The 25,631-nt window shown below is 65.9% G+C and carries 19 protein-coding genes; 9 read left to right on the forward strand and 10 right to left on the reverse strand.

The genetic code is table 11. The features are described from left to right. Positions 1-185: 185 nt before the first annotated feature. Positions 186-473 (forward strand): GIY-YIG nuclease family protein, encoded by a 288-nt coding sequence (locus DCG74_RS13530; RefSeq protein ID WP_172786855.1) that lies wholly within the window; start codon positions 186-188, stop codon positions 471-473. Positions 474-648: 175 nt separating this feature from the next. Here DCG74_RS13530 and DCG74_RS13535 read toward each other — a convergent pair whose 3' ends face one another. Further along, positions 649-2,001, reverse strand: a complete 1,353-nt coding sequence (locus DCG74_RS13535) for a malonyl-CoA decarboxylase (protein WP_172786854.1) — start codon at positions 1,999-2,001, stop codon at positions 649-651. Between the two features lie 282 nt (positions 2,002-2,283). After that, positions 2,284-3,084 (reverse strand): helix-turn-helix transcriptional regulator, encoded by an 801-nt coding sequence (locus DCG74_RS13540; protein ID WP_172786853.1) that lies wholly within the window; start codon positions 3,082-3,084, stop codon positions 2,284-2,286. A 61-nt stretch (positions 3,085-3,145) separates the two neighbouring features. On the opposite strand from DCG74_RS13540, the gene DCG74_RS13545 reads away from it, so the two are divergent. Beyond that, positions 3,146-4,318, forward strand: coding sequence for an MFS transporter (locus DCG74_RS13545; protein WP_172786852.1), 1,173 nt, complete (start codon positions 3,146-3,148; stop codon positions 4,316-4,318). A gap of 304 nt (positions 4,319-4,622) precedes the next feature. On the opposite strand, the gene DCG74_RS13550 is transcribed toward DCG74_RS13545, so the two are convergent. From DCG74_RS13550 to DCG74_RS13575, 6 genes are all read right to left on the reverse strand, one after another. Beyond that, a complete protein-coding gene (locus tag DCG74_RS13550) occupies positions 4,623-7,772 on the reverse strand; it encodes an efflux RND transporter permease subunit (RefSeq protein ID WP_172786851.1) in 3,150 nt (1,049 codons plus the stop codon). Between the two features lie 12 nt (positions 7,773-7,784). After that, positions 7,785-8,978: an efflux RND transporter periplasmic adaptor subunit gene (locus DCG74_RS13555; RefSeq protein ID WP_172786850.1), complete on the reverse strand. Its 1,194-nt coding sequence runs from the start codon at positions 8,976-8,978 to the stop codon at positions 7,785-7,787. A gap of 173 nt (positions 8,979-9,151) precedes the next feature. Then, on the reverse strand, positions 9,152-10,132 hold the full coding sequence (locus DCG74_RS13560; protein WP_172786849.1) for an NAD-dependent epimerase/dehydratase family protein: 981 nt from the start codon (positions 10,130-10,132) through the stop codon (positions 9,152-9,154). A 67-nt stretch (positions 10,133-10,199) separates the two neighbouring features. Further along, complete coding sequence (locus tag DCG74_RS13565; RefSeq protein WP_172786848.1) at positions 10,200-11,273, reverse strand: hypothetical protein; 1,074 nt, start codon at positions 11,271-11,273, stop codon at positions 10,200-10,202. A gap of 82 nt (positions 11,274-11,355) precedes the next feature. Further along, on the reverse strand, positions 11,356-12,894 hold the full coding sequence (locus DCG74_RS13570; RefSeq protein WP_337993348.1) for an NAD(P)/FAD-dependent oxidoreductase: 1,539 nt from the start codon (positions 12,892-12,894) through the stop codon (positions 11,356-11,358). Between the two features lie 51 nt (positions 12,895-12,945). Beyond that, the gene (locus DCG74_RS13575; protein WP_024339447.1) at positions 12,946-13,395 is read right to left on the reverse strand and encodes a cupin domain-containing protein; all 450 of its coding nucleotides are present in this window, start codon (positions 13,393-13,395) and stop codon (positions 12,946-12,948) included. Between the two features lie 187 nt (positions 13,396-13,582). Between DCG74_RS13575 and DCG74_RS13580 the strand changes: the two genes are divergently transcribed. Then, positions 13,583-14,608, forward strand: coding sequence for an AraC family transcriptional regulator (locus DCG74_RS13580; RefSeq protein WP_172786846.1), 1,026 nt, complete (start codon positions 13,583-13,585; stop codon positions 14,606-14,608). An 8-nt stretch (positions 14,609-14,616) separates the two neighbouring features. Here DCG74_RS13580 and DCG74_RS13585 read toward each other — a convergent pair whose 3' ends face one another. Both DCG74_RS13585 and DCG74_RS13590 read right to left on the reverse strand, forming a co-directional pair. Further along, positions 14,617-16,476 carry an ATP-binding protein gene (locus DCG74_RS13585; RefSeq protein ID WP_172786845.1) on the reverse strand — a complete coding sequence of 620 codons (1,860 nt, stop codon included), beginning with the start codon at positions 16,474-16,476 and terminating at the stop codon, positions 14,617-14,619. A 121-nt stretch (positions 16,477-16,597) separates the two neighbouring features. Then, entirely contained in the window at positions 16,598-17,230 is a 633-nt protein-coding gene (locus DCG74_RS13590) for a cupin domain-containing protein (RefSeq protein ID WP_172786844.1), read from the reverse strand. A 219-nt stretch (positions 17,231-17,449) separates the two neighbouring features. Here DCG74_RS13590 and DCG74_RS13595 point away from each other — a divergent pair, with 219 nt between their 5' ends. The 6 genes from DCG74_RS13595 (at position 17,450) to DCG74_RS13620 (ending at position 25,367) form a co-directional block, all read left to right on the forward strand. Next, positions 17,450-19,141: a peptide ABC transporter substrate-binding protein gene (locus DCG74_RS13595; protein ID WP_172786843.1), complete on the forward strand. Its 1,692-nt coding sequence runs from the start codon at positions 17,450-17,452 to the stop codon at positions 19,139-19,141. A gap of 27 nt (positions 19,142-19,168) precedes the next feature. Beyond that, positions 19,169-20,119, forward strand: coding sequence for an ABC transporter permease (locus DCG74_RS13600; RefSeq protein ID WP_172786842.1), 951 nt, complete (start codon positions 19,169-19,171; stop codon positions 20,117-20,119). A gap of 4 nt (positions 20,120-20,123) precedes the next feature. Then, positions 20,124-20,999, forward strand: a complete 876-nt coding sequence (locus DCG74_RS13605) for an ABC transporter permease (RefSeq protein ID WP_172786841.1) — start codon at positions 20,124-20,126, stop codon at positions 20,997-20,999. A 53-nt stretch (positions 21,000-21,052) separates the two neighbouring features. Then, positions 21,053-22,381 carry an FAD-binding oxidoreductase gene (locus DCG74_RS13610; protein ID WP_172786840.1) on the forward strand — a complete coding sequence of 443 codons (1,329 nt, stop codon included), beginning with the start codon at positions 21,053-21,055 and terminating at the stop codon, positions 22,379-22,381. 7 nt (positions 22,382-22,388) lie between these two features. Next, positions 22,389-23,315, forward strand: coding sequence for a glyoxylate/hydroxypyruvate reductase A (locus DCG74_RS13615; protein ID WP_172786839.1), 927 nt, complete (start codon positions 22,389-22,391; stop codon positions 23,313-23,315). Between the two features lie 195 nt (positions 23,316-23,510). Then, positions 23,511-25,367, forward strand: a complete 1,857-nt coding sequence (locus tag DCG74_RS13620) for an ABC transporter ATP-binding protein (RefSeq protein WP_172786838.1) — start codon at positions 23,511-23,513, stop codon at positions 25,365-25,367. Positions 25,368-25,631: the final 264 nt, after the last annotated feature.

Genomic DNA, 25,631 nt, shown 5'->3' on the forward strand with positions numbered 1-25,631 from the left:
TCATTGCGAGCGCAGCGACTTGTCCGCCGAAGCCTTGGCGAAGGCGGAAGCAATCCAGAGTCCCGCCGCGGAAGGATTCTGGATTGCTTCGTCGCAAGAGCTCCTCGCAATGACGCTGTGGCGAAAGTCTCGTAATCATCTCTTGGTTGTGCTTTCGTCAAAGCTGTCCTCAGCCGAGTACGATCATGAAGCAACCCTGCGTGTACATGTTCGCCAATCGTCGCAACGGAACGATCTACACGGGTGTCACCTCCAATCCGCCGCGTCGCGCGTTCGAGCATCGCGAAGGACTGGTAAAGGGTTTCTCCTCAAAGTACGGTTGCAAGCTTCTCGTCTGGTACGAGCTGCACGCCACCATGACCGACGCGATTGTGCGCGAGAAGCAGATCAAGGGCGGCAGTCGGGCCAATAAGCTTGCCCTAATCGAGAGCCTCAATCCGAATTGGGACGATTTGTACGGGACGCTGATCTGACTCTAGAGGATGTGCTGGCAGTTGGCTGCCACACACTCCGTCATTGCGAGCGCAGCGACTTGTCCGCCGAAGCCTTGGCGAAGGCGGAAGCAATCCAGAGTCTTTCCGCGGAGACAGTCTGGATTGCTTCGTCGCAAGGGCTCCTCGCAATGACGATGTGGTAAGCGTCCGCCCCTTACGACAGCCGCATGTCCAGCAGCCTTCGCCCTTCACCCTTCAGCAGCTTCTTCACCGCGCTGGACGCCACGACCTCGCCGTCGTTCGCATAGGCCTCGTGGTTCTTCTCGATGTCGTCGAGGCGGTAGAGGTAGTTGACCATGACGCCGGCGGACTCGCGCAGGCCCTTGGGCGAGAGGTCGCCCAGCCAGTTGATGCGCTCCAGCCGCGCGCCGTTGCCGAGATGGAAGCGGGCGACGGAATCGATCAGCTTGCCCTTCGGCGTGCGCGCCTTGAGGAAATAGTGCGCCGCGAGCGGCTCCAGCACGGCGCGGAGCAGCGCCGCCGTCTCCGGGCTTTCGAACCATCTGGGATCGTCGAGGCGCTTGAGCACCTCGCGGTCCTCGTCCGACAGCGGCAGATCCCTGTCCTGCTTCACCCAGGCCATGAAGCCCGGCACCGGCGACAGCGTCACGAAGGTGTCGAGCTTCGGCAGCTCGCGGCGCAGCTCTTCCACCACCTGCTTGATCAGGAAGCTGCCGAAGGAGATGCCGCCCAGGCCGCGCTGGGTGTTGGAGATCGAATAGAACACGGCGGTGCGCGCGCGCTCGATCGGCAGATGCTGGCGGTCGACCGCGAGCAGGGGCTGGATCGCGCCGGGGATCGTCTCGGTCAGCGCCACCTCGACGAAGATCAAGGGCTCGTCCACCATCGCGGGATGGAAGAAGGCGTAGCAGCGCCGGTCGACCGGATCGATGCGGCGGCGCAAATCGTCCCAGTCCGAGATCTCGTGCACGGCTTCATAGCGGATGATCTTTTCGAGGATGTTGGCCGGGGTCGACCAGTCGATCCTGCGCAGCACGAGAAACCCCCTGTTGAACCACGAAGAGAGAAGATGCGAGACGTCGCGGTCGAGCGCGGCGAGATCGGTGTGCCCGTTCATCATGCCGAGCAGATCGGCGCGCATGTTGACGAGATCGCCGGTACCGCCGGGCGCACGGTTCAGGCGGCGGATCAGCTCCTGCCGCCGCGGCTCGGAGGCGAAGTGCAGGGCGCTGGCATCCTCGTCGCTCGGCTTGGCGCGCCATTGCTCGATGGCCTTGGACAATCGTTCCCGGTCGGGTCCGAAAAAACGTACCAGTCCTTCGAAGAAGTTGCGGCGTCCCTCCGCATCCAGCTCCTGATAGAGATCGAGCACCTCGCGCGCCATGGCTGTGCCGGATGCTTCGCCGCGGCCGGACAGCAGCGCGCCACAAAGCTCGAGCAGTCCATCGGCATCCCGTTTGGTATTCGAGGCGTCCCCCCGGCGAAGCAACGTGCGGCCGCGCTCGGAGATGGTGGCAAGCAGGTCGGAGAAGAAGGCGTTGGCCATCTGGGCTTTCGTATCGGGTCGGTGTGATGCGGGAGCTTACACGGGATTTGGGTGCAAGCCGATCACAATCAAGCAGGCGAATGCGGCATCTTTAGTTGGGCCGTGCGTTTGGAGAATGGCGGCATGTCGGACGGAGGGGACGGAGCATGCGGTGGCATTTGGGAACGAGGCGGCAGCCACATTCTCCGTCATTGCGAGCGCAGCGAAGCAATCCAGAATCCCTCCGCCGAGAGAGTCTGGATTGCTTCGTCGCAAGGGCTCCTCGCAATGACGAGATCGGGGCTACCCCTTCCCCGCAAACTCCGTCGGCGTCCGCCCCGTCACCTGGCGGAACGCGGCCGAGAACGCCGGCACGCTGGCATAGCCGAGCTGGGTCGCGAGCTGCTTCACCGACACGCTCGCATCCGTCGATATCCGCTCGATCGCCGCTGCAATCCTCGCGCGCTGGCACCAGCTCTTGAAGCTCAGCTGCGTCTCGCTCGAAAACAGCCGCGACAGCGTACGCCCGGAGGTTCCGACCTCGCGCGCCAGCGTGTCGATGTCGTGCAGGCCGGTGGGATCGTCGAGCACGATCATCGCGGCGCGGCGGCAGCGTGGCTCTCGGGGCAGCGGCACGAAGGTCGCGGAATCCTCGGCCTGCTGCAGTTCCAGCATCACCAGGCGCACCAGCAGCTCGGTGCGCTGCTCGGTGCTGCGCCCGTCGAACAGGGCGAGGATCGCCTGATTGAGCAGCGGCGACACCCGCACGACGAATTCCCGGGACAGGCCGTCATAGCGCTGCCCGCGTTCCAGCCAGGGCAGGTCGAAATAGAGCGTGCGCATTTCGATGTCGGCGAGCAGGTCGATGGCATGCTGGAGCCCGGCCGGCACCCAGACCGCGCGGTCCGGCGGCACCAGCCAGCGTCCCCCCGGCGTCGTCACCTGCATCGTGCCCTTCGCTGCATAGATCAGCTGCGCCTCGCGGTGCATGTGCAGATCGATCCGCATCCCCTTGGGATAATCGCGAGCGACCAGATGCACGCCCGCGGGCGAGCGGTGGTTGCTCCGGACCTCCCGCAGGATTGGCGTTTCCAAGACAGTCATTGGCAGCATCCCGTCATGGCGAGGACATATAACTCATTTCGGAGCAGGAGAGGATTCGGGAATGAACAGCCCCAGCCGGGTCATCGGTTTCGTCAATGCCGGCCATTTCATCGACCATTATTCGATGCTGATCTTCGCCGCCGCTGTCATCATCATGGGCCCGGCGCTCGGCATGGCCTATTCGGAACTGTTGCCTTACGCGACCCCGGGCTTCGTCGCCTTCGGCGCCGGCTCGCTGCTCACCGGCTGGCTCGGCGATCGCTGGAGCCGCCGCCACATGATGCTGATCTTCTTCGTCGGCATCGGCCTCTCCATGATCGCGGTCGGCTTCGTGCAAACGCAGGTCCAGCTCGGCGCGGCGCTGCTCGCGATCGGCATCTTTGCCTCGATCTATCACCCCGTCGGCACCGCCATGATCGTGTCCTATGCCGACCGGCTCGGCCGCGAAATGGGCGTCAACGGCGTCTGGGGCAATCTCGGCGTGGCCTCGTCGGCCCTGGTCACCGGCGTGATCGGCCAATATCTCGGCTGGCGCTTCGCCTTCATCGTTCCCGGCGTGGTCACGGTCCTGATCGGAATCGCCTTCGCGCTGGGCGTCGTGCACGAGGACCGCAAGGGCTCGAAGCAGGCCGCAGCGCAGGCGCGGGTGGCCAAACGGGACATGTGGCGCGTGATCCTGGCGCTGTTGATCGTGGTGATCGCGATCTCCACGACCTTCAACGCCGTGACCGTCGCGCTGCCAAAACTGTTCGCCGAGCGCCTTGCCGACCTGACCAAGAGCCCGGCGCTGCTCGGGGTCATCGCCGCCGGCGTCTACGTGTTCGGCGCGATGACGCAGTACACGATCGGCCGGCTGCTCGACCGCTATTCGCTGAAGACGGTGGCGCTGCCGCTCTCCTTCATGCTGGCGCCGTTCCTGTATCTGGCGGCGAGCCTGTCCAACCTGCCGTTGATCGTCGTCTCGATTGGCATCGTCATGGGCGCGTTCGGTCAGGTCACGGTGAACGATGCCATGGTCGGCAAATACACCACGGAAGAGTGGCGCTCGCGCGCCTATGCCGTGCGCTATTTCGTCGGCTTCACCGCGGCCGGCGCCTCCGTCGGTCTGGTCGCCTGGCTCTACGAACAGGGCGGCTTCGTCACCATGCTGCACGCCTTCGCCGCCCTCTGCCTGCTCGCCATCGCCGCCGCGCTGATCCTGCCGCGCGAGATCCGCACGCCGCAGGCGGCGTGAGCCGAACTCGCTCCACTCGTCATTGCGAGGAGCCCTTGCGACGAAGCAATCCAGAGTCCCTCCGCGGAGCCAGTCTGGATTGCTTCCGCCTTCGCCAAGGCTTCGGCGGACAAGTCGCTGCGCTCGCAATGACGAGGGGCGCGCGGACGATCGCTCATTCCGCCCATGATGCCATTCTGCCCCTGTTTTGCCCGACGGGGCAAGTCGCTTCGGCAAGACCGAAATTTTCTCAAGCCTTTTCAACCCCATCCCTACTGTGCATGGGGTTGTTTTCGCACTTTTGTTTTGAGCGGACGAAAAGCAGCTAAGGCTTCACCTCCGCCACCTTCACCGCCTTCTTGCTCGCCCGCCAGTTCTCGAAGCGCTGCACCACCACGAAGAACGCCGGCACGAACAGCACCGCGAGGCAGGTCGAGGCCAGCATCCCCGAGAACACGGTGATGCCGATCGACTTGCGCGCGCTGGCGCCGGCGCCGGTGGCGAGCACCAGCGGCACGACGCCGAGGATGAAGGCGAACGAGGTCATCAGGATCGGCCGGAAGCGGGCACGCGCCGCCTCGATCGCGGACTCCAGGATCGGCTTGCCGTCGCGGCCGTGCAGCTCGAGGCCGACCTCGACGATCAGGATCGCGTTCTTCGCCGACAGCGCGATGAGCAGGATCAAGCCGATCTGGCAATAGAGGTTGTTGTCGATCTTGAGGGCGGAGAGGATCAGCATCGGCCCGAGCAGCGACAGCGGCACGGCGAGGATCACCGAGATCGGCGCATACCAGCTCTCGTACTGGCCGGCGAGCACGAGATAGACCAGCAGCATGGCGAGCCCGAACACCCAGTAGATCTGGTTGCTGACCGCCTTCTCCTGATAGGACATCGCGGTCCATTCATAGCCGGTGCCGGGCGGCAGCGTCTTGTCCGCGATCTCCTCCATCAGCTTCAGCGACTGGCCGGAGGAGTAGCCCTGCGCCGGCAGGCCGATCACGGTCGAGGACGGATAGAGGTTGTAGAGGCTGATCAGCGACGGACCCGTGGCCGGCGTGATCTTGGCGACGGTGCCGATCGGGATCATGTCGCCGTTCGAGTTGCGCACCTGCATGTTGGCGATGTCGCGCTCGGTGACGCGGAACGCCGGATCGGCCTGGGTGTAGACCTGGAACACGCGGCCGAACTTGTTGAACTGGTTGACATAGGACGAGCCGAGATAGGTCGACAGCGCCGAAAACACCTGATCTGTCGTCACGTGCAGCGTCTGGGTCTTGACGCGGTCGATCTCGACATTGAATTGCGGCACCGACGAGCGGAAGGAGGACTGCACGCGCTGCAGCGCGCTCTGGCTCTGGCCATTGCTGACTATCGCGCCGGTGATGGCCTGCAGCTTGGCGAAATCGCTGTTGCCGTCGCGCAGCTCGACCTGCATCGAGAAGCCGGCGGCGTTGCCGATGCCCTGGATCGGCGGCGGCGGCAGCACGATGGTGCGGGCCTCCATGATGGCCGCGAGCTTGTCGTTGAGGCCAAAGACCAGCGAGCGCAGATCCTCGCCTGGCCCTTTGCGCGCGTCCCAGTCCTTCAGGATGATGTAGGCGACGCCGGCATTGGCGAGGCTGGCGCTGTTGTCGAGCGCGGAGATGCCGGCGATGGTGATGACCTGCGCCACGCCGGGCGTGTCCTTGATCAGCCCGCTCGCTTTGTCGAGCACGGCCTGCGTCCGCTCCAGCGCGGCACCGTCGGGCAGCTGCACGGCAGCGATCAGATAGCCCTGGTCCTCGATCGGCAGGAAGCCGGTCGGCACGCGCGACAGGCCGTAGCCGCTGGCCGCGATGACCAGCAGCGCGAACGCGACCGAGATGGTGGCGTGCTTCACGAGAAACGTGATCAGCCTGGTGTAGCCGCGCTCGACGCGGTTATAGACCGCATTGAAACCCCGATAGAAGAAATTGCGTTGCTCCGGCGGCACCGCCGGCCGCAGCCACAGCGCACATTGCGTCGGCTTCAAGGTGGCCGCGTTGATGGCGGAGAGCAGCGCGGTGGCCGCGATCACCAGCGCGAATTGCGAGTAGATGCGTCCCGTCAGTCCTGCGAGGAACGAGGCCGGCAAAAACACCGAGATCAGCACCAGCGTGATGCCGACGATCGGCGCGAACAGCTGGTCCATCGCGCGGATCGCGGCGTCGTGGCCGTTCATGCCCTGCTCGATATTGTGGGCGGCGCCTTCGACCACGACGATGGCGTCGTCGACGACGATGCCGATCGCGAGCACGATCGCAAACAGCGTCGACATGTTGATGGTGAAGCCGAGCGCCGCCATCGCGGCGAACGCGCCGATGATGGTGACGGGCACGGTCGTCGCCGGCACCAGCATCGCGCGCCAGTCCTGCAGGAAGACGAGGATCACGACCAGCACCAGCAAGCCGGCCTCGATCAAGGTCATGTAGACCTCGTGCACCGAGGCTTCGACGAACTTGGTGGTGTCGAACGGCGTGTCGTACTTGATGCCTTCGGGGAAGCGCTTGGCGAGCTCGGCCATCTTCTTCTCGACCGCCTGCTCGACCTGGAGCGCGTTGGCGCCGGGCGACTGGAACACGCCGATGCCGGTGGCCGGCTGCTTGTTGAGCGAGAAGATCTGGCTGTAGGTCTGCGCGCCGAGCTCGACCCAGCCGACGTCGCGCACCCGCGTGACGTCGCCGCTCGAGCCTGTCTTGACGATGATGTTCTCGAACTGGCCGGCGTCGTCGAGCCGTCCGTTGACGTTGAGCGTGTACTGGAACGCCTGTCCCGGCGGCGTCGGCGGTGCGCCGACCTGGCCGGCGGAGACCTGCTGGCTCTGCTGCTGGATTGCGTTGATGACGTCCTGCGGCACCAGGCCCCGCACCTGCAGCTTGTTGGGATCGAGCCAGATCCGCATCGAATATTGGCCGGCGCCGAACACGGTGACGTTGCCGACGCCGGGCAGGCGCGAGAGCTCGTCGCGGATGTTGATGGTGGCGTAGTTGCTCAGGTAAAGGCTGTCGTATTTCGCCTCCGGCGAGGTCAGCGTCACGAACAACAGGATCGAGGTCGACCGCTTCTGCACGGTGACGCCCTGGTTCTGCACGGCTTGCGGCAATTGCGACAATGCGCTGGAGACGCGGTTCTGCACCAGCACCTGCGCGAAGTTGAGGTCGGTGCCGATCTTGAAGGTCACCGTCAGCGTGTAGGTGCCGTCGGAGCCGCTGTAGGACTGCATGTACAGCATGTCCTCGACGCCGTTGACCTGCTGCTCGATCGGCAGCGCCACGGTGTCGATCACCGTCTTGGCGCTGGCGCCGGGATAGCGCGTGGTGACCTGCACGGTCGGCGGCACCACATCGGGATATTGCGCGATGGCGAGGTTGAACAGCGCGACGCCGCCGATCAGGATCATCAGGAGCGCGATGACGTTGGAGAGGACCGGCCGCTCGATGAAGAACTTTGAGATCATGGCTGGCCGCCCCTACTTGCTCGAGGCCTGCGACTGCTCGATCTTCGTCATCTGCGGATCGATCTTCTGGCCCGGGATGACGCGCAACAGCCCCGCGGTCACGACGCGGTCCTCCGGCTTCAGGCCGCTTTCGATCACGCGCAGCCCGTTGTCGACCGGGCCGATCTGCACCTTGCGCTGCTCGACGACGTTGTCGCTGTTGACCACCAGCAGATAACGGCCGCCCTGGTCGCTCCCGAGCGCGGTGTCGGGAACGAGGAGCGCGCTCTTCTCCTGGTCGAAGGGCACGCGGACGCGGACGAAATAGCCGGGCAGCAGCACCCGCTTGTCGTTGGGGACGAGGCCGCGCACCGCCAGCGTGCCGGTCGATTGATTGAGGGTCGGCGAGACGTAGTCGAGCTTGCCCTCATGCGGATAGCCGGTCTCGGTCTGCAGCCCCACTTGAATCGGGAATTGCTTCATATCCGTGGGCGTCAGTCCGCGGCGGGCCGCCTCGGCGCGGATGCGCAGCACGTCCTGCTCGTTGACGGTGAAGTTCACATAGATCGGGTCCATCGCGACGATGGTGGCGAGCTGGGTCGGCGAGGAGACGCCGACCAGTTCGCCGACCGAGACCATGTGCGCGCTGACGACGCCGTCGAACGGCGCGGTCACCCTGGTGTAGCCGTAATTGACCTCCGCCAGCCTCGTATTGACCTGGGCCTGCTGGAGGTTGGCCTGAGCGTTGTCACGGGTCGATGTCGAGGTGTCGAGGGTGGACTGCGAGACCGCCTGGCGCTGCACGAGCTCGACCTGCCGCTTGTAATCGGCTTCGGTCTGCTTGACCGTGGCTTGCGCGCCGACCTCCGCGGCCTTCGCCTGCTCGACCTTGAGCTTGTAGGTCTCAGGCTCGATCGTGAACAGCTGGGTGCCCTGCTTGACGAACGTGCCGTCCTGATAGTCGATCGTTTGCAGAAAGCCCTGCACGCGCGCGACGAGATCGACGCTCTTGATCGGCGCCGTGTTGCCGGTGGCCTCGACGTAGCGCGTCACCGGGCGCTGCACCGGCGTCGCGACGTCCACCTTGGGCGGCGGCGGCGCCACGAACGTGTTCTTGTCCTCGCAGCCGGCGAGCATGATCACGGTGGTCGCGGCGGAAAGGACCTGCCCGATACGCGTCCACGCTTCTTTGCGTCGTGCGGGAGAGGTGGGATTCGCGCGCGTCATTCGGTGGTCCCCGATTGCTGTCTGTCGGTGCGGCAGGCTACCAACAAATGCGCGGCCGTGAAACACCATAGCCATGGCGGTCACAGGTCTTGCACTGCAAACGGCGGCGTGCCCTTTGGCAGATTTGTCGTGACAAGGCGCTTTTTCACGGGGCGCACGATCGCCCGTCCGCACTAGGGCTGGTGCGCATGCCACGCCGCGAGCACATCCTTCTCGTCTTCGGCGGTGAGACCGACGACCGGCCCGTTGCTGGCGTTGAGCCAATCAAGCGTATCGCGCGCGGTGTCTCCCGCCGGTCGCGAGGTCAAGCCGGCCTCGCGCGCCGGCGAGGTGTCGCGCGTCATGAAGCCGGCGAAGTCGGGCAGGGGCAGCCACATCGGCAGCGACCGCGGGCCGGCCCAACGCCTGACGTCATGCGCTTCCAGAAAGGCGCGATCGACCCAGGTGAAGGTGCAGGACGCGTTCAGCGCAGATGCGCATTCGCTCAGGAATTCGCCGCGCGTGCGGATCGGCCCGATCCCGTCATAGATGCCGGTGAGACCGGTCTCTGCCGCATGCACGATCCACTGCGCGAGATCGCGCACGTCGATGAACTGCACCGCATCCTCCGGCGATCCCGGCGCCAGCACCTCGCCGCCGCGCGCAAGCCGCGCCGGCCAGTAGGCGAACCGTCCGGTCGGGTCCTCGGGCCCTGCGATCAGTCCGGCACGGCAGATGAAGGCACCATCGCCGACCGCCTGTTCGCAGGCGACCTTGGCGGCGCCGTAGATCGCCTCGGTGCTGTGCTCGATCTCCGCCGCAACAGGCTCGCGCAGCGGTGCGGTGTCGGCGCGTTGCCCGGGGATGCGGTTGTCCGCATACACGCTGATCGTCGAGACGAAGGTCCAATGCACGCCCGGCCGCTTCATCGCGGCGACCGCACGGCGGACCTGGCCGGGATGACGCGCGACGTCGACCACGGCGTCGAATGTCTCACCGGCGAGCGGCGCAAGTCCGTCGATTACGTCGCGGTCGATCCGCACGAAGCGGGCGCCGGCGGCAATCGGCCCCGCAAGGCCGCGGACGGCGCAGGTCACGTCATGACCGCCAGCGCAAGCATGGCTTGCGACCGCCCGGCCGAGAAACTGGCTGCCGCCGAGAACGAGAATGCGCATGGAACGGTCCGTGTTGCCGATGCGATCGCGAGACTACAACCTGCGCTGGCAGTTGCAACCCGCCTCCTCAGCGGCCCCTGATCTCCGCGTATTTCGCCATCGCCTTCTCGAACTTGCGGTTGAACAGCCACATCGCAGCGAGGATCTCGCGGTAGCTTGCCGAGGTTTTCGCCCGGTCGGCCCGTCCGAAGGCAAAGATGCTGTTGTTGCGCAGGTGCTTCATGATCGTGGGGCTGGAGACCCCATAGTTCAGGAGATCGCCCGATTTGAGTGCCGACCGCGTCGGGGTGGGAACGATCTGGATCAGCTCGAACAGCTTCATCTGGTCGATCGGGTCGGGCAGCGTCTTCACGATTTTCGGGATCTCACGAAACAGATCGGCGTGCGCGTTCATCAGGCCGTCGCGCACATTGGTCCAGTGGTTGAAGCGGTGATCTGTGCCGCGGGCGCGCGCCTCCTCCTTGTCGTCGCGTGCGCTCAGGTGCGGATCGATCGCGGCGATGTCGCCCTTGATGGCCTCCCATTTCCGCCTGCCGTTGCGGTCTTCGGAGGGGCCGGTCTGGAAGCTGCCCATATAGGTGTTCGAGCGCGCATTGCGGACATTCTGCTTGCCGTTGGTCTCCGCAAAGAACAGCCCGAGGCTGATCCGCCCGGCAGCTTCGGCATGTTCGGGGGCGAGGCCCTTGGCGCGCGCAATCGCAACGGCAAGATCGACGACGTCCCTGAATGGTGTCGGCGAGCTCTGCGCGCTCGCAGGCGGCGCCTCCATGAGGTCGAACAGCCTGCCGTATTCGTCGACCAGCGGCTCGATCTCGGCATCGAAGTAGGCCGGAGGAATCTCGAACTTGTTCGGCCGGCCGATCCGCGACGGCATGACGTCGGTGAGGTCCTTGTAAGCACTGATCACAGCGACGCGCGCGAGATAGAGCGCCTGTCCCGGCAGGTTCGGCAGCGGCTCCTTCGCCTCGATCTGGCGCCGCCGCTCGGCGAGGATGGATTTGAAGTCGCCGAGCGCGCGCTCATAAGCCGCGAGCGCCTCCGATTGCTGTGGCGTCGGCGCCGCCTTCTGCGCAACGGTGGGCGCCGCGACGCAGAAGGCAACAGCCGCAAGGGCCGCGGCGGCAAGTCGTCTCGATCCCATGGCCGATCCTATGGCTGGTTCCCGTCGATTCGATAACCAGCGAGATCGTAAACGGCGGACGCGAGCTGCCGCAATTCTCCTCTCACGCCGCCCGGTAATCCGGCGCCGTCGCCAGGAACTTGGCGTAAGCATCCGCATCCGGCGGCTGGAAGCGCCCCGCGAGCCCGCCGCGCTTCTGCTGCTTCGTGCCGATGTCAGCCATCAACTCGTCGAAATGGCGGTAGTGATAGGGCGCAACGCAGAGGCCGCCATAGACGCCCGCGGCCGGGCGCTCGACACGCTTGAAGTGCAGCATCATCTCGATGTTGTCGCGCATCGCCTGCGCGGTCGGCTGGTTGGCGAGCTGGCCGTCGGCATAACGCACCAGCCAGTTGGCCGCGAGGTCGGCGCACAGCACGGTGCAGAACGAGGAGTTGAAGCCGACGAAGCCGAGCTCGGGCAGATCAGGATTGGCGATCAGGCGATAGAGCCGGTACTGCCCGTCGGCATCGACCAGCTTCGCTTGATAGGCCTCGGGCAGGAACGGCACGCCGAGCTTGTAGCCAATCGCGAGCACCGCGACGTCGGCGCCCACGCGTTCGCCGCCGCTCATCACGATGCTGTCGCCCTCGTAACGGTCGAACGTGCCGAACACGGCCTTGATGCGGCCGTCGGCGACCATCGGATAGAAGCCCGGCGTTGCGATCGGAACCGAGCAGTTGACGCCGTCCTCGATACGCTCCTTCGGCACCATGTTGCAGCGGCCGAGCTTGAGCTGCGCCTTCAGCAGGCTTTCCAGCCCGCGCCAGTTGGCCCAGACCAGCGGCGCGGCGATGCGATGCGCGAGCCGCCCCATCGCGCCGATGCCCCAGCCCGGAAACATCTCCTCCTGCGCGCGGATGTAGAGGATGCGCTTGAAGTTCACGAGACCGCCGATGAAATAGGGAATGCGCCAGACCGGCTCGCGCATCACGATCGTGACCTCGCGCGCGCCTGACTTCACCGCGTTCACGGCGATGTCGGTTGCGGACTTCGAGCCGCCGAGCACGACGACGCGGCGTCCCTTTGCCAGCGTCGGATCGCCGTATTTCGACGAATGCAGGATCTGGCCGCCCTGCGCCAGAAAGCCGCCCTCGCCGGGGCAATGCAGCTCGCGCGGCTCGTTGAATTGCCCGGTGCAGACCGCGACGAAATCGAAATCCTCGTTCGTGCCCGTGCCGCTCTTGTCCTTCAAGACCAGTGTCCATCCCGGTCTGCCGTCGGCACGGCGCGCCATGCCGGCGACCTCGGTGTTGAGCCGCAGCATGTGGTCGAGGCCGAAGCTTTTGGCATAATTGGCGAGATAAGCGTGCACCTGCGGCCCGGTCGGCCATTCCGGATAGGCGTCCGGCATGGCGCGGTCGGTGTAGCGGTAGAGCTCCTTCGGGCTCTGGGTCTGCACCTCTGGGTAGGAGCGCGCCGGCTCCCAGACGCCGCCGAGATCCGAGCTGCGCTCGACGATGGTGACGCGGTGGCCACGGGTGGAGAATGCTTTCGCGGCGGCAAGGCCGGAGACACCGGCGCCGATCACGCAGACATGTTTTGGGCTGACCATGGGATTGCTCGATGTGTTTGGCGCGCAAGCGACCGCGTTCGGCCGCAAGGCGCGGCCGGCCGGGCTGCGAGCAGATGGAAGCGGAGGAAGCGGCGACGGCTAGTCGTTGGCCTCGGGCGGCAGGAAGTCGACCTCATGCAGCGCCGAGATGCGCACGACTTCCGCGGGGTCGGTCAGATTGTGCAGCTGGTTGAACAGCGCCTCCAGCTTCTGCATCGGCGAGACCCAGAACAGCGCCCGGCACGGCTTGTCGGACTTGTTGAAATAGCCGTGCGGAATGCCGCGGGGCATTCGCACGAGGTCGCCGGCATGGGCCTTGACCCATTGACCGTCGAGCTTGAGATCGAGCGTGCCTTCCTGCACCAGGATGAACTCGTCCTGGGTCGGGTGGATGTGCACCGGCACGAACTGGCCGGGATCGCTGTTGGTTTCGAATGCGAAGGTGGAATCGGTCACGGCCTTGGGGAAATAGACCTGGCCGAGGATGTTCCAGCTCTTGCCGCCATAGCCCGTGCCGTTGGCGGTAATGCCTTTTTCGAGTGCAGTCATGGCTTGCTCCTCATGGATTCCGGCGGGGACCGAGCATCGGCCGGGGACGTGCCGCCTGTCTATCCGCTAAACGAATCCGGAGCGCCTATTGCCGTGCAGCACGATGATTTTGCGAGTTGCGCCCCTTTTCGCGCCCGCGGAACTATTATAGGCTTAAAGTAATTCCGGGCGCGAAGCATGGTCGACGATGTCCGCAGCCGAGCTGGAAATGAGCGCAACAGCCTCTGCAGCCGAACGGCTTGCGGCCTTCGCCCGCGTCACCACCGACGACGTCGACGAGGCGGCCGAGCAGATCGGGCGCATCTTCTGCCCGCATGATCTCAAGCCGACGCAGGCGCGGGCGGCCGGCTTCTCGGCCCGACACAATTGCGCGGCCTTCGACGGCTTTTCCATCAACTACGTCGCCTATGGCGGATCGGTCAGCATCGATCCCGGCTGCCTCGAGCGCTTCTTCCTGGTGCAGGTCCCGCTCGCGGGCGGCGCCCGCATTCGTGCCGGTCATCGCGAGCTCGATGCGGCGCCGGGCCGGACGGCATCGCTGCTGTCGCCGACCATTCCGACCCGGATGATGTGGAGCGATTGCGCACAGGCGATTCTGCTGCTCGACCGCCGCATGGTCGAGCAGCGCGCCGCGGCCTTGTCGGGCAGGGCGACTGGGGTGGTCGAGTTCGATCCGGTGATCGAGCTCGATGCGCCGTCGGGGCGGGCCCTGCAGGCCCGGCTCGCCGAACTGATGACGCTCGCCGAGCGTCTCGGTCCATCGGGCCGGCTGTCGCCGGTCGCAATGGCCGATCGGCGCGAAGCGGTGCTCGATCATCTCCTCAACGGGCAGCGGCATAGCCACTCGGATGCGATTGAAACCTTCTCGGGCCAGGCCGAGCGCCTGCCGCGCGCGCTCCGCGCCGCACGCGACCATCTGGCCGACAATGCCGGCGAGCCACTCGATCTCGCGCAGCTCGCCTGCGCCTCCGGCATCGGCATCCGCGCGCTGCAGCTCGGCTTCCGCCGTCACTTCGGCCTGTCGATCTCGCAGATGTTGCTCGACATGCGCCTCGCCGGCCTTAACGCGCGCCTCGCGCAGGCCGCCCCCGATGCCTCCATCACCGAGATCGCGTTCGATCTCGGCTTCACCCATCTCGGCCGCATGGCCGGCGCCTACCGCGAAAAGTTCGGCGAGACGCCATCGGCGACGCTGCGCCGAAGGATGAGCTAGCGCGGACGCTACTTCCGCGACCGCGTCGTGCCACTACCTTCCGCGGCCTGCCTGCGCAGAAACGCCTCGACGTCGGCCTGCACCGAGTAGGGCGTCGGGATCGCGTCGCCGGCGGAATCGACTGCGGTGTCGAGGCTGCGCCGCAGCAGGCGTGCCAGCTCGGCCTTGCGGTAGGGCTTCCGCAGCAGCGGCGCGCCCATCGTGGCGCGTCCCTGTGCATGCAGGGAATCGTAGGCGTAGCCGGAGGTGAAGAGGACCCTTAAGGACGGTCGTGCGGCCACCATCTGCTCGGCGAGCTCGCGTCCGTTCATGCTGCCGGCCATCACGATGTCGGTGAAGAGCAGGTCGAACGGGGTGCCTTCGGCCGCGATGGCGAGGGCCTCGGTCGCATCGGCGGCGGGGATGACCTTGTAGCCGAGCCCTTCGAGCTGGACCGTGACGTAGTGTCGGACCTCGCGGTCGTCCTCGGCACAGAGGATGGTTTCGGTCCCGCCGACGATCTTGCGATCGTCGTAGCCGGTCGGGCGCAGCGTGCTCGCCTCCGCCTTCGGCAGGTAGATCGTGAAGATGGTGCCGCGTCCTTCTTCCGAGGCGACCTTGATGCCGCCGCCGGACTGCTTGACGAAGCCGAACACCATGCTGAGCCCGAGCCCCGTGCCTTTGCCGACCTCCTTGGTCGAGAAGAACGGATCGAAGATGCGTTCGAGAATGGCCTGCGGAATGCCGGTGCCGGTGTCGGTAATCTCGATCTCGACATAGTCGCCGGCATAGCCGGCACCGACCGCCAGGGCCTCGCGCACGCCGAACACGACGTTGCGCGTCGTCAGCGTCAGCCTGCCGCCGTCCAGCATGGCATCGCGGGCATTGATGGCGAGGTTGAGCAGCGCCGAGCTCAATTGCCCGCGGTCGGCGTAGGCCAGCCAGACGTTGCCGCCCAGCTTCGTCACGATCTCGATCTTCTTGTCGAAGGTTGCGAGCAGCAGCTTGGCGAGCTCCTCGATGAGCTCGTTGACGTCGATCTCGGCCGGCTGCAGCGCCTGCTTGCGGGCAAAGGAGAGCAAGCTCGACGTCAGCGCGGCGCCGCGATCGGCGGCCTCGCTGATCAGCTTGGTGATGGTCGCGAGCGGCGGGTTGTCCTTGACGGCGTCGGCGAGGATCTCGATCGTGCCTGTTATCACCGTGAGCATGTTGTTGAATTCATGCGCGATGCCGCCGGTGAGCTGCCCGACCGCGTCCATCTTCTGGGATTGGATCAGCTGCTCCTCGGCAGCGCGCGTCTGGGTGATGTCCCTGACGAAGGTGTTGATGATGGAGCGCTCTTCGATCCGCAACACCGTGCTGGACGCCTCGACCAGGATATTCTCGCCGTTCCTGTGCACCAGGGTGACTTCGAAGCGCATGCCGGCCGGCGCGGCGGACAATTCCGGAACGAGGCGCGCCATGCGTTGCCTGAAGCCGGCGCGCAGCGGCTCGGCGACGAGAAGATCGACGACGTCGGCGCCCCGCGCCTCCTGCCGCGTCCATCCGGTCAGCGCCTCCGCCTGAAAGCTCCACTCCAGCACGGTGCCGCTCTCGTCGATCTGAATGTAGGCATCGAGCGCGGTCTTGATGACGGCTTGCATCATGTGCGTGTTGGTCTGCGCCTGCCCGGCCAGCAGCTCAGCGGTGCGTATTTCCCGCGACGTCTCGATCGCACGCGCGCAGAGAAGGACGAGCAGCACCGCCACGGCGGCGCTGACCAAGAGCGCGAGGAGCTGGGCCGTGCCGAATTCGGCACTGCCGGTCGCCAGAGAGGAGGCGAGGAAGGCTGCAGCAGTCACGATGGCCTGTGCGGCCAACGCGAGGGTCAGAAGCCTCCTGAGTTTCATGGTCTCACACCAAAGACGCCGGCCGCCCCCGCCGCTTCGCGAGCTGCGGGCATCATGTGAGCTACAGACTAGGCGTGGCGGCGTCGAGGGGCAATTTCCGGTGGTGCGGGACGGGGCCGCTTCAACCCGCCGGCGAATCGGTCTGCCGCAGCGTCGTCACCCAGATCACGCGCGCCACCTGCTGGGTCGGGTTGTCGAACATGTGCGGCACGATGCTCGGAAAACGAAAGCTGTCGCCGGCTTCCAGCACATGGGCCTGACTGTCGAGCCACAGCCGCAGGCTGCCCGAGAGGATGTAGCCCGCCTTCTCGCCGGTGTGCTGCAGGAAGTCGGTGCCGGAGGAGGCGCCGGGGTTGAGCGTGAGCTCGTAGAGCTCGAGCTGGCCTTTGCCTTCCGGGGTCAGCGCTTCCTTGACGACGCCGCTGGCGGTGAGCCGCAGCAGCCTCCGGTTGCTCTTGCGCACGATGTAGCGCTGCCCGTCGGCGGGATCGCTGCTCTCGAAGAAATAGGAGATGGGGACATCGAGCGCGATGCCGAGCAGGCGCAGGGTGCGGATCGAGGGCATCGCGCGTGCGCGTTCGAGCTGGCTGATCATGCCGGTGGACAGGCCGGTCTTGTTGGCGACGTCCTGGATCGAAAGGCCGGCGCGCTGCCGCAGCAGCCGCACGGTTTCACCCAGGCGCTGGTCGACCGCATCGTCAGCTTCGATCGTGGAAGCGTCCTTGGTGCCGTTGGTATCGCCGCGACCATCCATGTCGCTCTCCCATGCATCATCTCAGCCTCGGGCATCGCGCCTCGTGGCTTCAGTCGGATTGAAAAGCGAACGCATTCTAGCAATGCGATTGACAGCTGTATTTAGTCGTGATGAACTTTTGAAAGAAAAATTTAGAAGCACTAAAGCCCACTCCTGTCCCTTTGCCGGGGTCTCGGGGGCGCGGGAGACGGTGCCGCGTGCGGAAACGGAGAGTGGGTCATGGCAGACGACACCGGCAAGTTCGGCGTTGGGGCAGGGCATCTCGGCATTCCGAATCGCCGTCAATTCTTCCAGCTCGGCGCAGGCGCGGCGGCGGGATGGACGCTTTCGAGCAGTGCGTTGGCCCAGACTGAACGCCCGACCGCTCCGCCGGACAAGCCGCGCGGGCAGGTGATCGCGGCGCTGTCGCAGGAGCCGACCGTCTTTCATCCCTTGATGCCGGGCATCGAGGTCGATCTGGGCATCTGGTGGCAGGTGTTCTCGCCGCTCTGGTACATCGATCCCGACGGCAAGTTCGTCCCCGACCTCGCCCGCGAAGTCCCGACCCTCGAGAATGGCGGCCTGTCGGCCGATGGGTTGACCTGGAAGATCAAGCTCCGCAGCGACGTGAAGTGGCACGACGGCACGCCGTTCACGGCGGAGGATGTCAAATTCTCCATCGAGCTGATCAACAATCCCGGCTTCCGCGCGCGCAGCCGGGTCGGCCATAGCCTCGTCAAGGACATCACCGTCGTGGCGCCCGACGAGATCCATTGGCGGATGGAAGCGCCCTATTCGCCCTATATGTCGATCCTGGCGTCGTTCACCTTCATCGTGCCCAAGCACATCCTGGAGAAGGTATCCGATCCGAACGCCTCACCGTTCCACAATGCGCCTGTCGGGACCGGCCCGTTTCGCTGGGGCGAGCGCGTGCCCGGCGACCATATCCAGTTGAACGCCCACACCGGTTATCATGGCAAGGGGCCGTACCTCGAACGCGTGGTCTTCAAATACATCCCTGATCTCACCGTGCTCTACACCCAGTTCCGCACCGGTCAGGTCGACTATACGGGCCTGCAAGGCATCTTGCCGAACTTCGTGCAGGAGGCAAAGACGCTGAAGGGCCGCAAGATCTTCGTTTCGTCGACGTCCTCGGTAGAGCATATCGCGCCGAACCTGGATTTTGGCCCTTTCACCGATCGTGCCGTGCGCGAGGCGCTCTATCTCGGCATCAACAAGCAGGCGATCATCGACGCGCTCTATTACGGCCTGCCGACGCAGACCGAGAGCTTCGTGCCGCAGCAGGCCTGGTCGTTCCAGCAGGGGCTGCCGCAGCACAAATACGATCCTGCCAAGGCCAACGCGCTGCTCGACGCCGCGGGCTGGGTTCGCGGCTCCAGCGGCATTCGCGAGAAGGGCGGCGTCAAGCTCGAGTTCGCCAACTCGACGACGGCGGGCAGTGCCGTGCGCGAACAGTGCCAGCAGCTCCTGATCCAGGACTGGCGGGCCATTGGCGCGGCGATGCGCGTCAACAACATGCCGGCGGCCGTGATCTGGGGCGACTTCTGGCAGCAATCGAAGTTCAATTCGGTGATCGTCGGCGTGAACTTCATGCTGGGCAGCGACCCCGACGTGACGCCGCGCTTCGGCTCCGGCGCCATTCCCGCCAAGGGCGGCCGCGGCTACAACACGTATCAATATCAGAGCGCGGAGGCCGACCGACTGCTGTCTCAAGGCGCCCAGCAATTCGACCTTGCGCAGCGCAAGGCGACCTATGGCGAGCTGCAAAAGCTGATCCGCAACGACCTCGCCATCCTGCCGCTGTTCCAGGGCTTCATCGCCGAGGGCATCAAGGAGGGGCTGCAAGGCTTCCGTCCCAACATCAACATGTCGATCAACAGCTGGAACATGCGCGAATGGTATTGGGCGTGATGCGTCCAATGCGCTGGATCGCCTGAGATGGCCCGTTACGTCGTCAACCGCCTGGCCCAGGCGATCATGCTGCTCGTGATCGTCTCGGGAATCGGCTTTGCCATCCTGCATCTGGCGCCGGGCGGCCCGCTGTCGCAGTTTGCCGTCTCCGGACAGATGACGCAGGAGGATCTCGACCGCGTCACCAGGCAACTCGGCCTCGATCGGCCGCTGCCGATCCAATATCTCGACTGGTTCGGTCGCATGGTAGGGGGCGATTGGGGCAAATCCTATCGCGACGGCGAGCCGGTGCTGTCGGTGATCTCCTCCCACCTCGGCGCCACGCTGGAGCTGATGGCGACGGCGACCATCATCGCGGTGCTGCTCGGCTGCTGGATCGGCATCCTTGGCGCGCTGCGCCGCTACTCGTTGTTCGATACGCTCGCCACCGTCGGCGCCATGATCGCGCTGTCGATCCCGACGTTCTGGTTCGGTCTCGTCACCATCTACGTCTTCTCGGTCAAGCTCGGCTGGCTGCCGGCGGGCAATCGGCACACCATTGGCGACGGCTCCTTCCTCGACCTGCTGCATCATCTGATCGCGCCGGCCGTGGTGCTGGCGCTGGTCGAGACCGCGATGTGGGGCCGCTTCATGCGCTCCTCGATGCTCGAGGTGATCAACCAGGACTACATCCGCACCGCGCGCGCCAAGGGCATGCCGGAATGGCGCATCCTCACGGTGCACGCGCTGCGCAATGCGCTGTTGCCGATGATCACGGTCGCCGGCCTGCAGTTTCCGACCCTGCTCGGCGGCGCGCTGGTGGCGGAGACCGTGTTCACCTGGCCGGGCATGGGCCGGCTGTTCCTCGATTCCATCGGCTACCGCGATTATCCCGTGGTCATGGGTATCCTGATGTTCTCGGCGACGATGGTGCTGATCGGCTCGCTGCTCGCCGACATCCTCTATGCGGTCGTCGATCCGCGCATCCGGGTGGGCTGAAGCGATGGCGACCGCAACCCTCTCCACCGTTCAGCTCGCGCCCGGCCAGGCCGCGTGGCGGCGCTTCCGCCGGCATCGGCTGGCGCTCGCGGGCGCATTGATCATTCTGGTGCTCGTGCTCGGCTCGACCGTCGGTCCCTATCTGCTGCCGTTCGACGACACCTATATCGACATCATGAAGCGGTTCGCGCCGCCGCTCTCCGGCGCGCATATCCTCGGCACCGACGAGCTCGGCCGCGACGTGCTGGCGCGGCTGTTGATGGGCGGGAGGGTCTCGCTGTCGATCGGCATCGTCGCGATGGTGATCGCGATGGCGGTCGGCATCGTCGTCGGCGCCTTTGCCGGCTTCTATGGCGGCGCCGTCGGCGCGGTGCTGATGCGGCTCGTCGACGCCGTGCTGTGCTTTCCGACCATCTTCCTGCTGCTGGCGCTCGCAGCGCTCACCGAGCCCGGCCTCGTCACCACCACCGTGCTGATCGCGGCGACGGCCTGGATGGCGGTCGCGCGCGTCGTCGAGGCCCAGGTGCGCTCTTTGCGCGAGCGGGAATTCGCGGTGGCCGCGCTCGCCTTCGGCTCCTCGAACCTGCGCATCATGTTCCGCGAGCTCGTGCCGAACGCGATCGCGCCGATCGTTGTTGCCGCGACGCTCAACGTCGCCAAGGCGATCCTGCTCGAATCCTATGTCAGCTATCTCGGCTACGGCATCCAGCCGCCGGCGGCGAGCTGGGGCAACATGCTCAACAATGCGCAGATCTATCTGACCAGCGCGCCCTGGCTCGCGATCGCGCCTGGCGTCGCCATCACGCTCGCGGTGACCAGCTTCAACTTTCTCGGTGACGGCCTGCGCGACGCGCTCGATCCACGAATGAACATCCCCTGACGCGCAAGACTGTCTGACGCGCAAGACCTCGAACTGAACTCCAGGAGTGCCCCATGTCCCCGCCGCTCAACCGCATCAACAGCGACGAACGCCTGCCGGCGCAGGTGGATGTCGTCGTCATCGGCGGCGGCGTGATCGGCGTGTCCGCGGCCTATCATCTGGCGAAGAAAGGCCACTCCGTCGCGCTGGTCGAGAAGGGCCATGTCGGCGGCGAGCAGTCGAGCCGCAATTGGGGCTGGTGCCGCCAGCAGGGCCGCGCCCGCGAGGAGATCCCGCTCGCGCGCGAGGCGCTGCGGCTGTGGGAGGACATGCAGAACGACGCCGGCGTCGATGCCGGCTTCCGCCGCACCGGCGTCTTGTTCCTCACCAAGAGCAAGGACGAGCTCGCCGGCTGGGAGCGCTGGGCCGCGGTCGCGCGCGAGCAGCAGGTCCACTCCACCGTCTTGACGCCGGCCGAGGTCGCCGAGCGCATGCCTGGCAGTGCCGACACATGGGTCGGCGGCCTGCACACGCCGAGCGATGGCCGCGCCGAGCCGTCGATGGCCGTCCCTGCGCTCGCCACAGCCGCGCGCAAGCACGGCGTCACCATCCATCAGGGCTGCGCCGCGCGCGGGCTGGAGACGACAGGCGGGCGTGTCAGCGCCGTCGTCACCGAGAAGGGTACCATCCGCACGCAGTCGGTGCTGCTGGCGGGCGGCGCGTGGTCGTCGCTGTTCTGCCGCCGCCACGGCATCGAGCTGCCGATCGGCCTCGTCAACGCCACCGCGTGCCGGACCACGCCGGGTCCGGAGATCACCTCCGGCGCGCTCGGCACCGATTTCTACTGCATCCGCCGCCGCCTCGACGGCGGCTTCACGCTGGCGCTGCGCAACCGCGGCACGGTCGAGCTGTCGCCGGACCTGTTCCGTTACGCGCGCACGTTCTGGCCGACCTATCAGCACCGCAAGAACGGATTGAAGCTCTCGTTCGGCAAGTCGTTCTTCGATCAGCTCATGCGCGGCACCAGCTGGAGCTTCGACAAGCCGTCGCCGTTCGAGGCCGAGCGCGTGCGCGATCCCGCGCCCGACATGTCGCTGGTCAATGCGGCGCTGGCGGCGCTGATCAAGTCGAACCCCGGGCTCAAGGACATCGAGATCGCAGAAGCCTGGGGCGGCACGATCGACTGCACGCCCGACACGATTCCGGTGATCTCGCCGGTCGACGCGCTGCCGGGCTTCTTCCTCGCCACCGGCTTCTCGGGCCATGGCTTCGGCATCGGTCCCGCGGCCGGCAAGCTCGCCGCCGACATCGTGACCGGCTCGACGCCGCTGGTCGATCCCGCCGCTTACAGCCACAAGCGCATGATCGACGGCCGTCGGCTCGCGCCGGTCAGCCCGTTCTGAGGCGGGCATGACGGTTCTCTACAAGGCCAACATGGTGCGCGGCGCCGAGTGGGCGCGCTTCTTCGCGGAACGCGCGCCCGACATCCCGTTCCGGCTCTGGCCCGACATCGGCGATCCCGCCAACGTGCGCTATCTCGTGGCCTGGGTGCCGCCGGACGACATCGCGACGACGTTCCCGAATCTGGAGCTGGTCTTCTCGGTCGGTGCCGGCGTCGATCAGTTCGACATCACCAGGTTGCCGCCGCATGTTCCGCTGGTCCGCATGATGGAGCCTGGCATCACCGATCGCATGGTCGAATATGCCTGCATGTCGGTGCTGGCGCTGCATCGCGATCTCGTGCAGTTCATCGCCCAGCAGCGCGATCAAGTCTGGCGCGAGCTTCCGGCGACGTACACGAGCGAGCGGCGTGTCGGCGTGATGGGGCTCGGCCAACTCGGCCAGGCGGTGCTGGAACGGCTCAAGACGTTCGGCTTTCCGCTCTCGGGGTGGAATCGTTCGCCGCGCGAGATCGAAGGCGTCACCTGTTATGCGGGCGCCGACTCGTTACCGGATTTCCTGGGGCAGAGCGACATTCTGGTCTGCCTGCTGCCGTTGACCTCGGAGACGCGCGGCATCCTCAACGCAGAGCTGTTCGTGCGCCTGCCGCGCGGTGCCCGGCTGCTCAATGTCGGGCGGGGCGGGCATCTGGTCGAGGTCGACCTCATCGCTGCGCTGGACAGCGGTGCGCTGTCGGCTGCCGTGCTCGACGTCGCCGAGCCCGAGCCGCTGCCTGCGGGCCATCCGTTCTGGAGCCATCCGCGCATTCTCCTGACGCCGCACATCGCCAGCACGACAAAGCCGGAAACGGCGGTCGGCTATGTGCTTGATACCATCGCGCGACACCGCCGCGGCGAGGCCTTGCCGGGGCTGGTCGATCGGAAGCGGGGGTACTGAGGTCATGATGGGAACACCGGTGCAGCCACGAGCGAAGTTCACCTCTCCCGCTTGCGGGAGAGGTCGGCGCGCAGCGCCGGGAGAGGGCTCTCTCCTCTTAGGGATTCTCGCCTGCGGAGACACCCTCTCCCCAACCCTCCCCCGCAAGCGGGGGAGGGAGCGCACCTTCTTCGCGGCAGGCCTTGAGGTCTACACATGACCAGCGCCGCGACCAAACCCATCGTTGCCCAAGCCCCCGTGCTGTCGGTCGCCGGCCTCACCACCTCCTTCATGCTCGAGCGGCAATGGCTTCCCGTCGTCCGCAATGTGTCGTTCGATATCGCGCCCCGGGAAACCGTGGCGATCGTCGGCGAGTCTGGTTCGGGCAAGAGCGTGACCGCGCTGTCGATCATGCGGCTCATTCCGAAGGAGATCGGCCGCGTCGAGGGGCGGGTCATGCTGTCGGGGCGCGATCTGCTCGCGCTGCCCGAGGCGGGCATGAAGGACATCCGCGGCAATGACGTCGCCATGATCTTCCAGGAGCCGATGACGAGCCTCAATCCCGTGCTCACCATCGGCTTCCAGATCGCCGAAGCGCTGATCCAGCATCGCGGCCTGTCGCGCGCGGCGGCGGAGGCGGAGACCATCCGCCTGCTCGATCGCGTCCGCATCCCGGCGGCGGCATCGCGCTTCCACGAGCATCCGCATCGCTTCTCCGGCGGCATGCGCCAGCGCGTGATGATCGCGATGGCGCTGGCCTGCAAGCCGAAGCTCCTGATCGCGGACGAGCCGACCACCGCGCTCGACGTCACCATTCAGGCGCAGATCCTGGAGTTGCTCAAGGAGCTACAACAGGAGGAGGGGATGTCGATCCTCTTCATCACCCACGACATGGGGGTGGTCGCCGAGATCGCGGACCGCACCGTGGTGATGTATGGCGGGCAGGCGGTGGAGACGGATGCCACCGCGCGCATTTTCGCCGCGCCTGCGCATCCCTACACGCGCGCGCTGCTCGCGGCCGTGCCGCGTCTCGGCTCGATGGATGGGCGGCCGCGGCCGATGCGTTTTCCGATCGTCGACAAGGTGACGGGCACATCGGACGAGCCGTCCGAGACGCCTGACACTGTCTCACCCGCCGCGCGGCCTTTGCTCGAGGTCTCAAATCTCACCACGCGCTTTCCGATCCGCTCGGGCCTGTTCGGCAAGGTCTCGGGCCGCGTCCATGCGGTCGAGAACGTCTCCTTCACCTTGCGTGCCGGCGAGACATTGGCCCTGGTCGGTGAATCCGGCTGCGGCAAGTCGACCACCGGCCGCTCCATCCTGAAGCTGACGGAGCCGGACAGCGGGACGGTCCTGATCGACGGCCAGGATGTGCTGGCCATGAACGGCCGAGCCTTGCGCGATGTGCGCAAGCACATGCAGATCGTGTTTCAGGATCCGTTCGCGAGCCTCAATCCGCGCATGTCGGTGGGAACGGCGATCGCTGCGCCCTTGCTTGCCAACGGACTCGCGACGGCGTCGCAGGCGCGCGACAAGGTTGCCGACCTGCTCGTCCGCGTCGGCCTCTCAGCCGACATGGCCGCGCGCTTCCCGCACGAATTCTCCGGCGGCCAACGCCAGCGCATCTGCATCGCGCGCGCGCTCGCGCTCGGGCCGAAGCTGATCGTCGCCGACGAAGCGGTCTCGGCGCTCGATGTCTCGGTGAAGGCGCAGGTCGTCAACCTGATGCTCGACCTGCAGGCCAGCATGGGCCTCGCCTATCTCTTCATTTCCCACGACATCGCCGTGGTCGAGCGCATGAGCCACCGCGTCGCCGTGATGTATCTCGGCGAGATCGTCGAGATCGGCCCGCGTGCATCGGTGTTCGGCAACCCCCAGCATCCCTACACCAGGAAGCTGATGGCCGCCGTGCCGGTGCCCGACCCGTCACGCCGCGGCACGCGACGCCAGGCCTCCAACGACGAGATCAGAAGCCCAGTCCGCGCGCCGGATTATCAGCCGCCGGTTCGGCAATATCGCGAAGTGACGCCCGGCCACGTGGTGCAGGTGTGGGGCGAGGAATGGTCGGCCTGAGGCTGCGAGCTTCACGAAACCAAGCGCGGATCTTTGATTTCGGCCAGACGTGATCAGCCTGCTGACCAACCGCGCGTTGCAGATCCAGCGTGTTCGCCTTCCGTTATCGCGACAATGCAGACGCGTCCTCCGGAAATTGTGACCGAATAGAGCGACAGGGAGGAGCCGTGTGTGAACCGCTTCATACGCGATCGCTCTTTTTCGGAATTACCACTCATCCAACGAAATTGCCGCACCCGGATCATTTCAAACACGGGTGAGACG

Source organism: Bradyrhizobium sp. WBAH42, from assembly GCF_024585265.1.
Lineage (GTDB): Bacteria > Pseudomonadota > Alphaproteobacteria > Rhizobiales > Xanthobacteraceae > Bradyrhizobium.

Bases quoted from the DNA above. Each gene is read 5' to 3' on its own strand.
- DCG74_RS13530 (WP_172786855.1), top strand. From the start codon at position 186: ATGAAGCAACCCTGCGTGTACATGTTCGCCAATCGTCGCAACGGAACG.
- DCG74_RS13550 (WP_172786851.1), bottom strand. From the start codon at position 7,772: ATGATCTCAAAGTTCTTCATCGAGCGGCCGGTCCTCTCCAACGTCATC.
- DCG74_RS13560 (WP_172786849.1), bottom strand. From the start codon at position 10,132: ATGCGCATTCTCGTTCTCGGCGGCAGCCAGTTTCTCGGCCGGGCGGTC.
- DCG74_RS13605 (WP_172786841.1), top strand. From the start codon at position 20,124: ATGGCGACCGCAACCCTCTCCACCGTTCAGCTCGCGCCCGGCCAGGCC.
- DCG74_RS13565 (WP_172786848.1), bottom strand. From the start codon at position 11,273: ATGGGATCGAGACGACTTGCCGCCGCGGCCCTTGCGGCTGTTGCCTTC.
- DCG74_RS13540 (WP_172786853.1), bottom strand. From the start codon at position 3,084: ATGACTGTCTTGGAAACGCCAATCCTGCGGGAGGTCCGGAGCAACCAC.
- DCG74_RS13600 (WP_172786842.1), top strand. From the start codon at position 19,169: ATGGCCCGTTACGTCGTCAACCGCCTGGCCCAGGCGATCATGCTGCTC.
- DCG74_RS13585 (WP_172786845.1), bottom strand. From the start codon at position 16,476: ATGAAACTCAGGAGGCTTCTGACCCTCGCGTTGGCCGCACAGGCCATC.
- DCG74_RS13595 (WP_172786843.1), top strand. From the start codon at position 17,450: ATGGCAGACGACACCGGCAAGTTCGGCGTTGGGGCAGGGCATCTCGGC.
- DCG74_RS13610 (WP_172786840.1), top strand. From the start codon at position 21,053: ATGTCCCCGCCGCTCAACCGCATCAACAGCGACGAACGCCTGCCGGCG.
- DCG74_RS13555 (WP_172786850.1), bottom strand. From the start codon at position 8,978: ATGACGCGCGCGAATCCCACCTCTCCCGCACGACGCAAAGAAGCGTGG.
- DCG74_RS13535 (WP_172786854.1), bottom strand. From the start codon at position 2,001: ATGGCCAACGCCTTCTTCTCCGACCTGCTTGCCACCATCTCCGAGCGC.
- DCG74_RS13615 (WP_172786839.1), top strand. From the start codon at position 22,389: ATGACGGTTCTCTACAAGGCCAACATGGTGCGCGGCGCCGAGTGGGCG.
- DCG74_RS13545 (WP_172786852.1), top strand. From the start codon at position 3,146: ATGAACAGCCCCAGCCGGGTCATCGGTTTCGTCAATGCCGGCCATTTC.
- DCG74_RS13590 (WP_172786844.1), bottom strand. From the start codon at position 17,230: ATGGATGGTCGCGGCGATACCAACGGCACCAAGGACGCTTCCACGATC.
- DCG74_RS13580 (WP_172786846.1), top strand. From the start codon at position 13,583: ATGTCCGCAGCCGAGCTGGAAATGAGCGCAACAGCCTCTGCAGCCGAA.
- DCG74_RS13575 (WP_024339447.1), bottom strand. From the start codon at position 13,395: ATGACTGCACTCGAAAAAGGCATTACCGCCAACGGCACGGGCTATGGC.
- DCG74_RS13620 (WP_172786838.1), top strand. From the start codon at position 23,511: ATGACCAGCGCCGCGACCAAACCCATCGTTGCCCAAGCCCCCGTGCTG.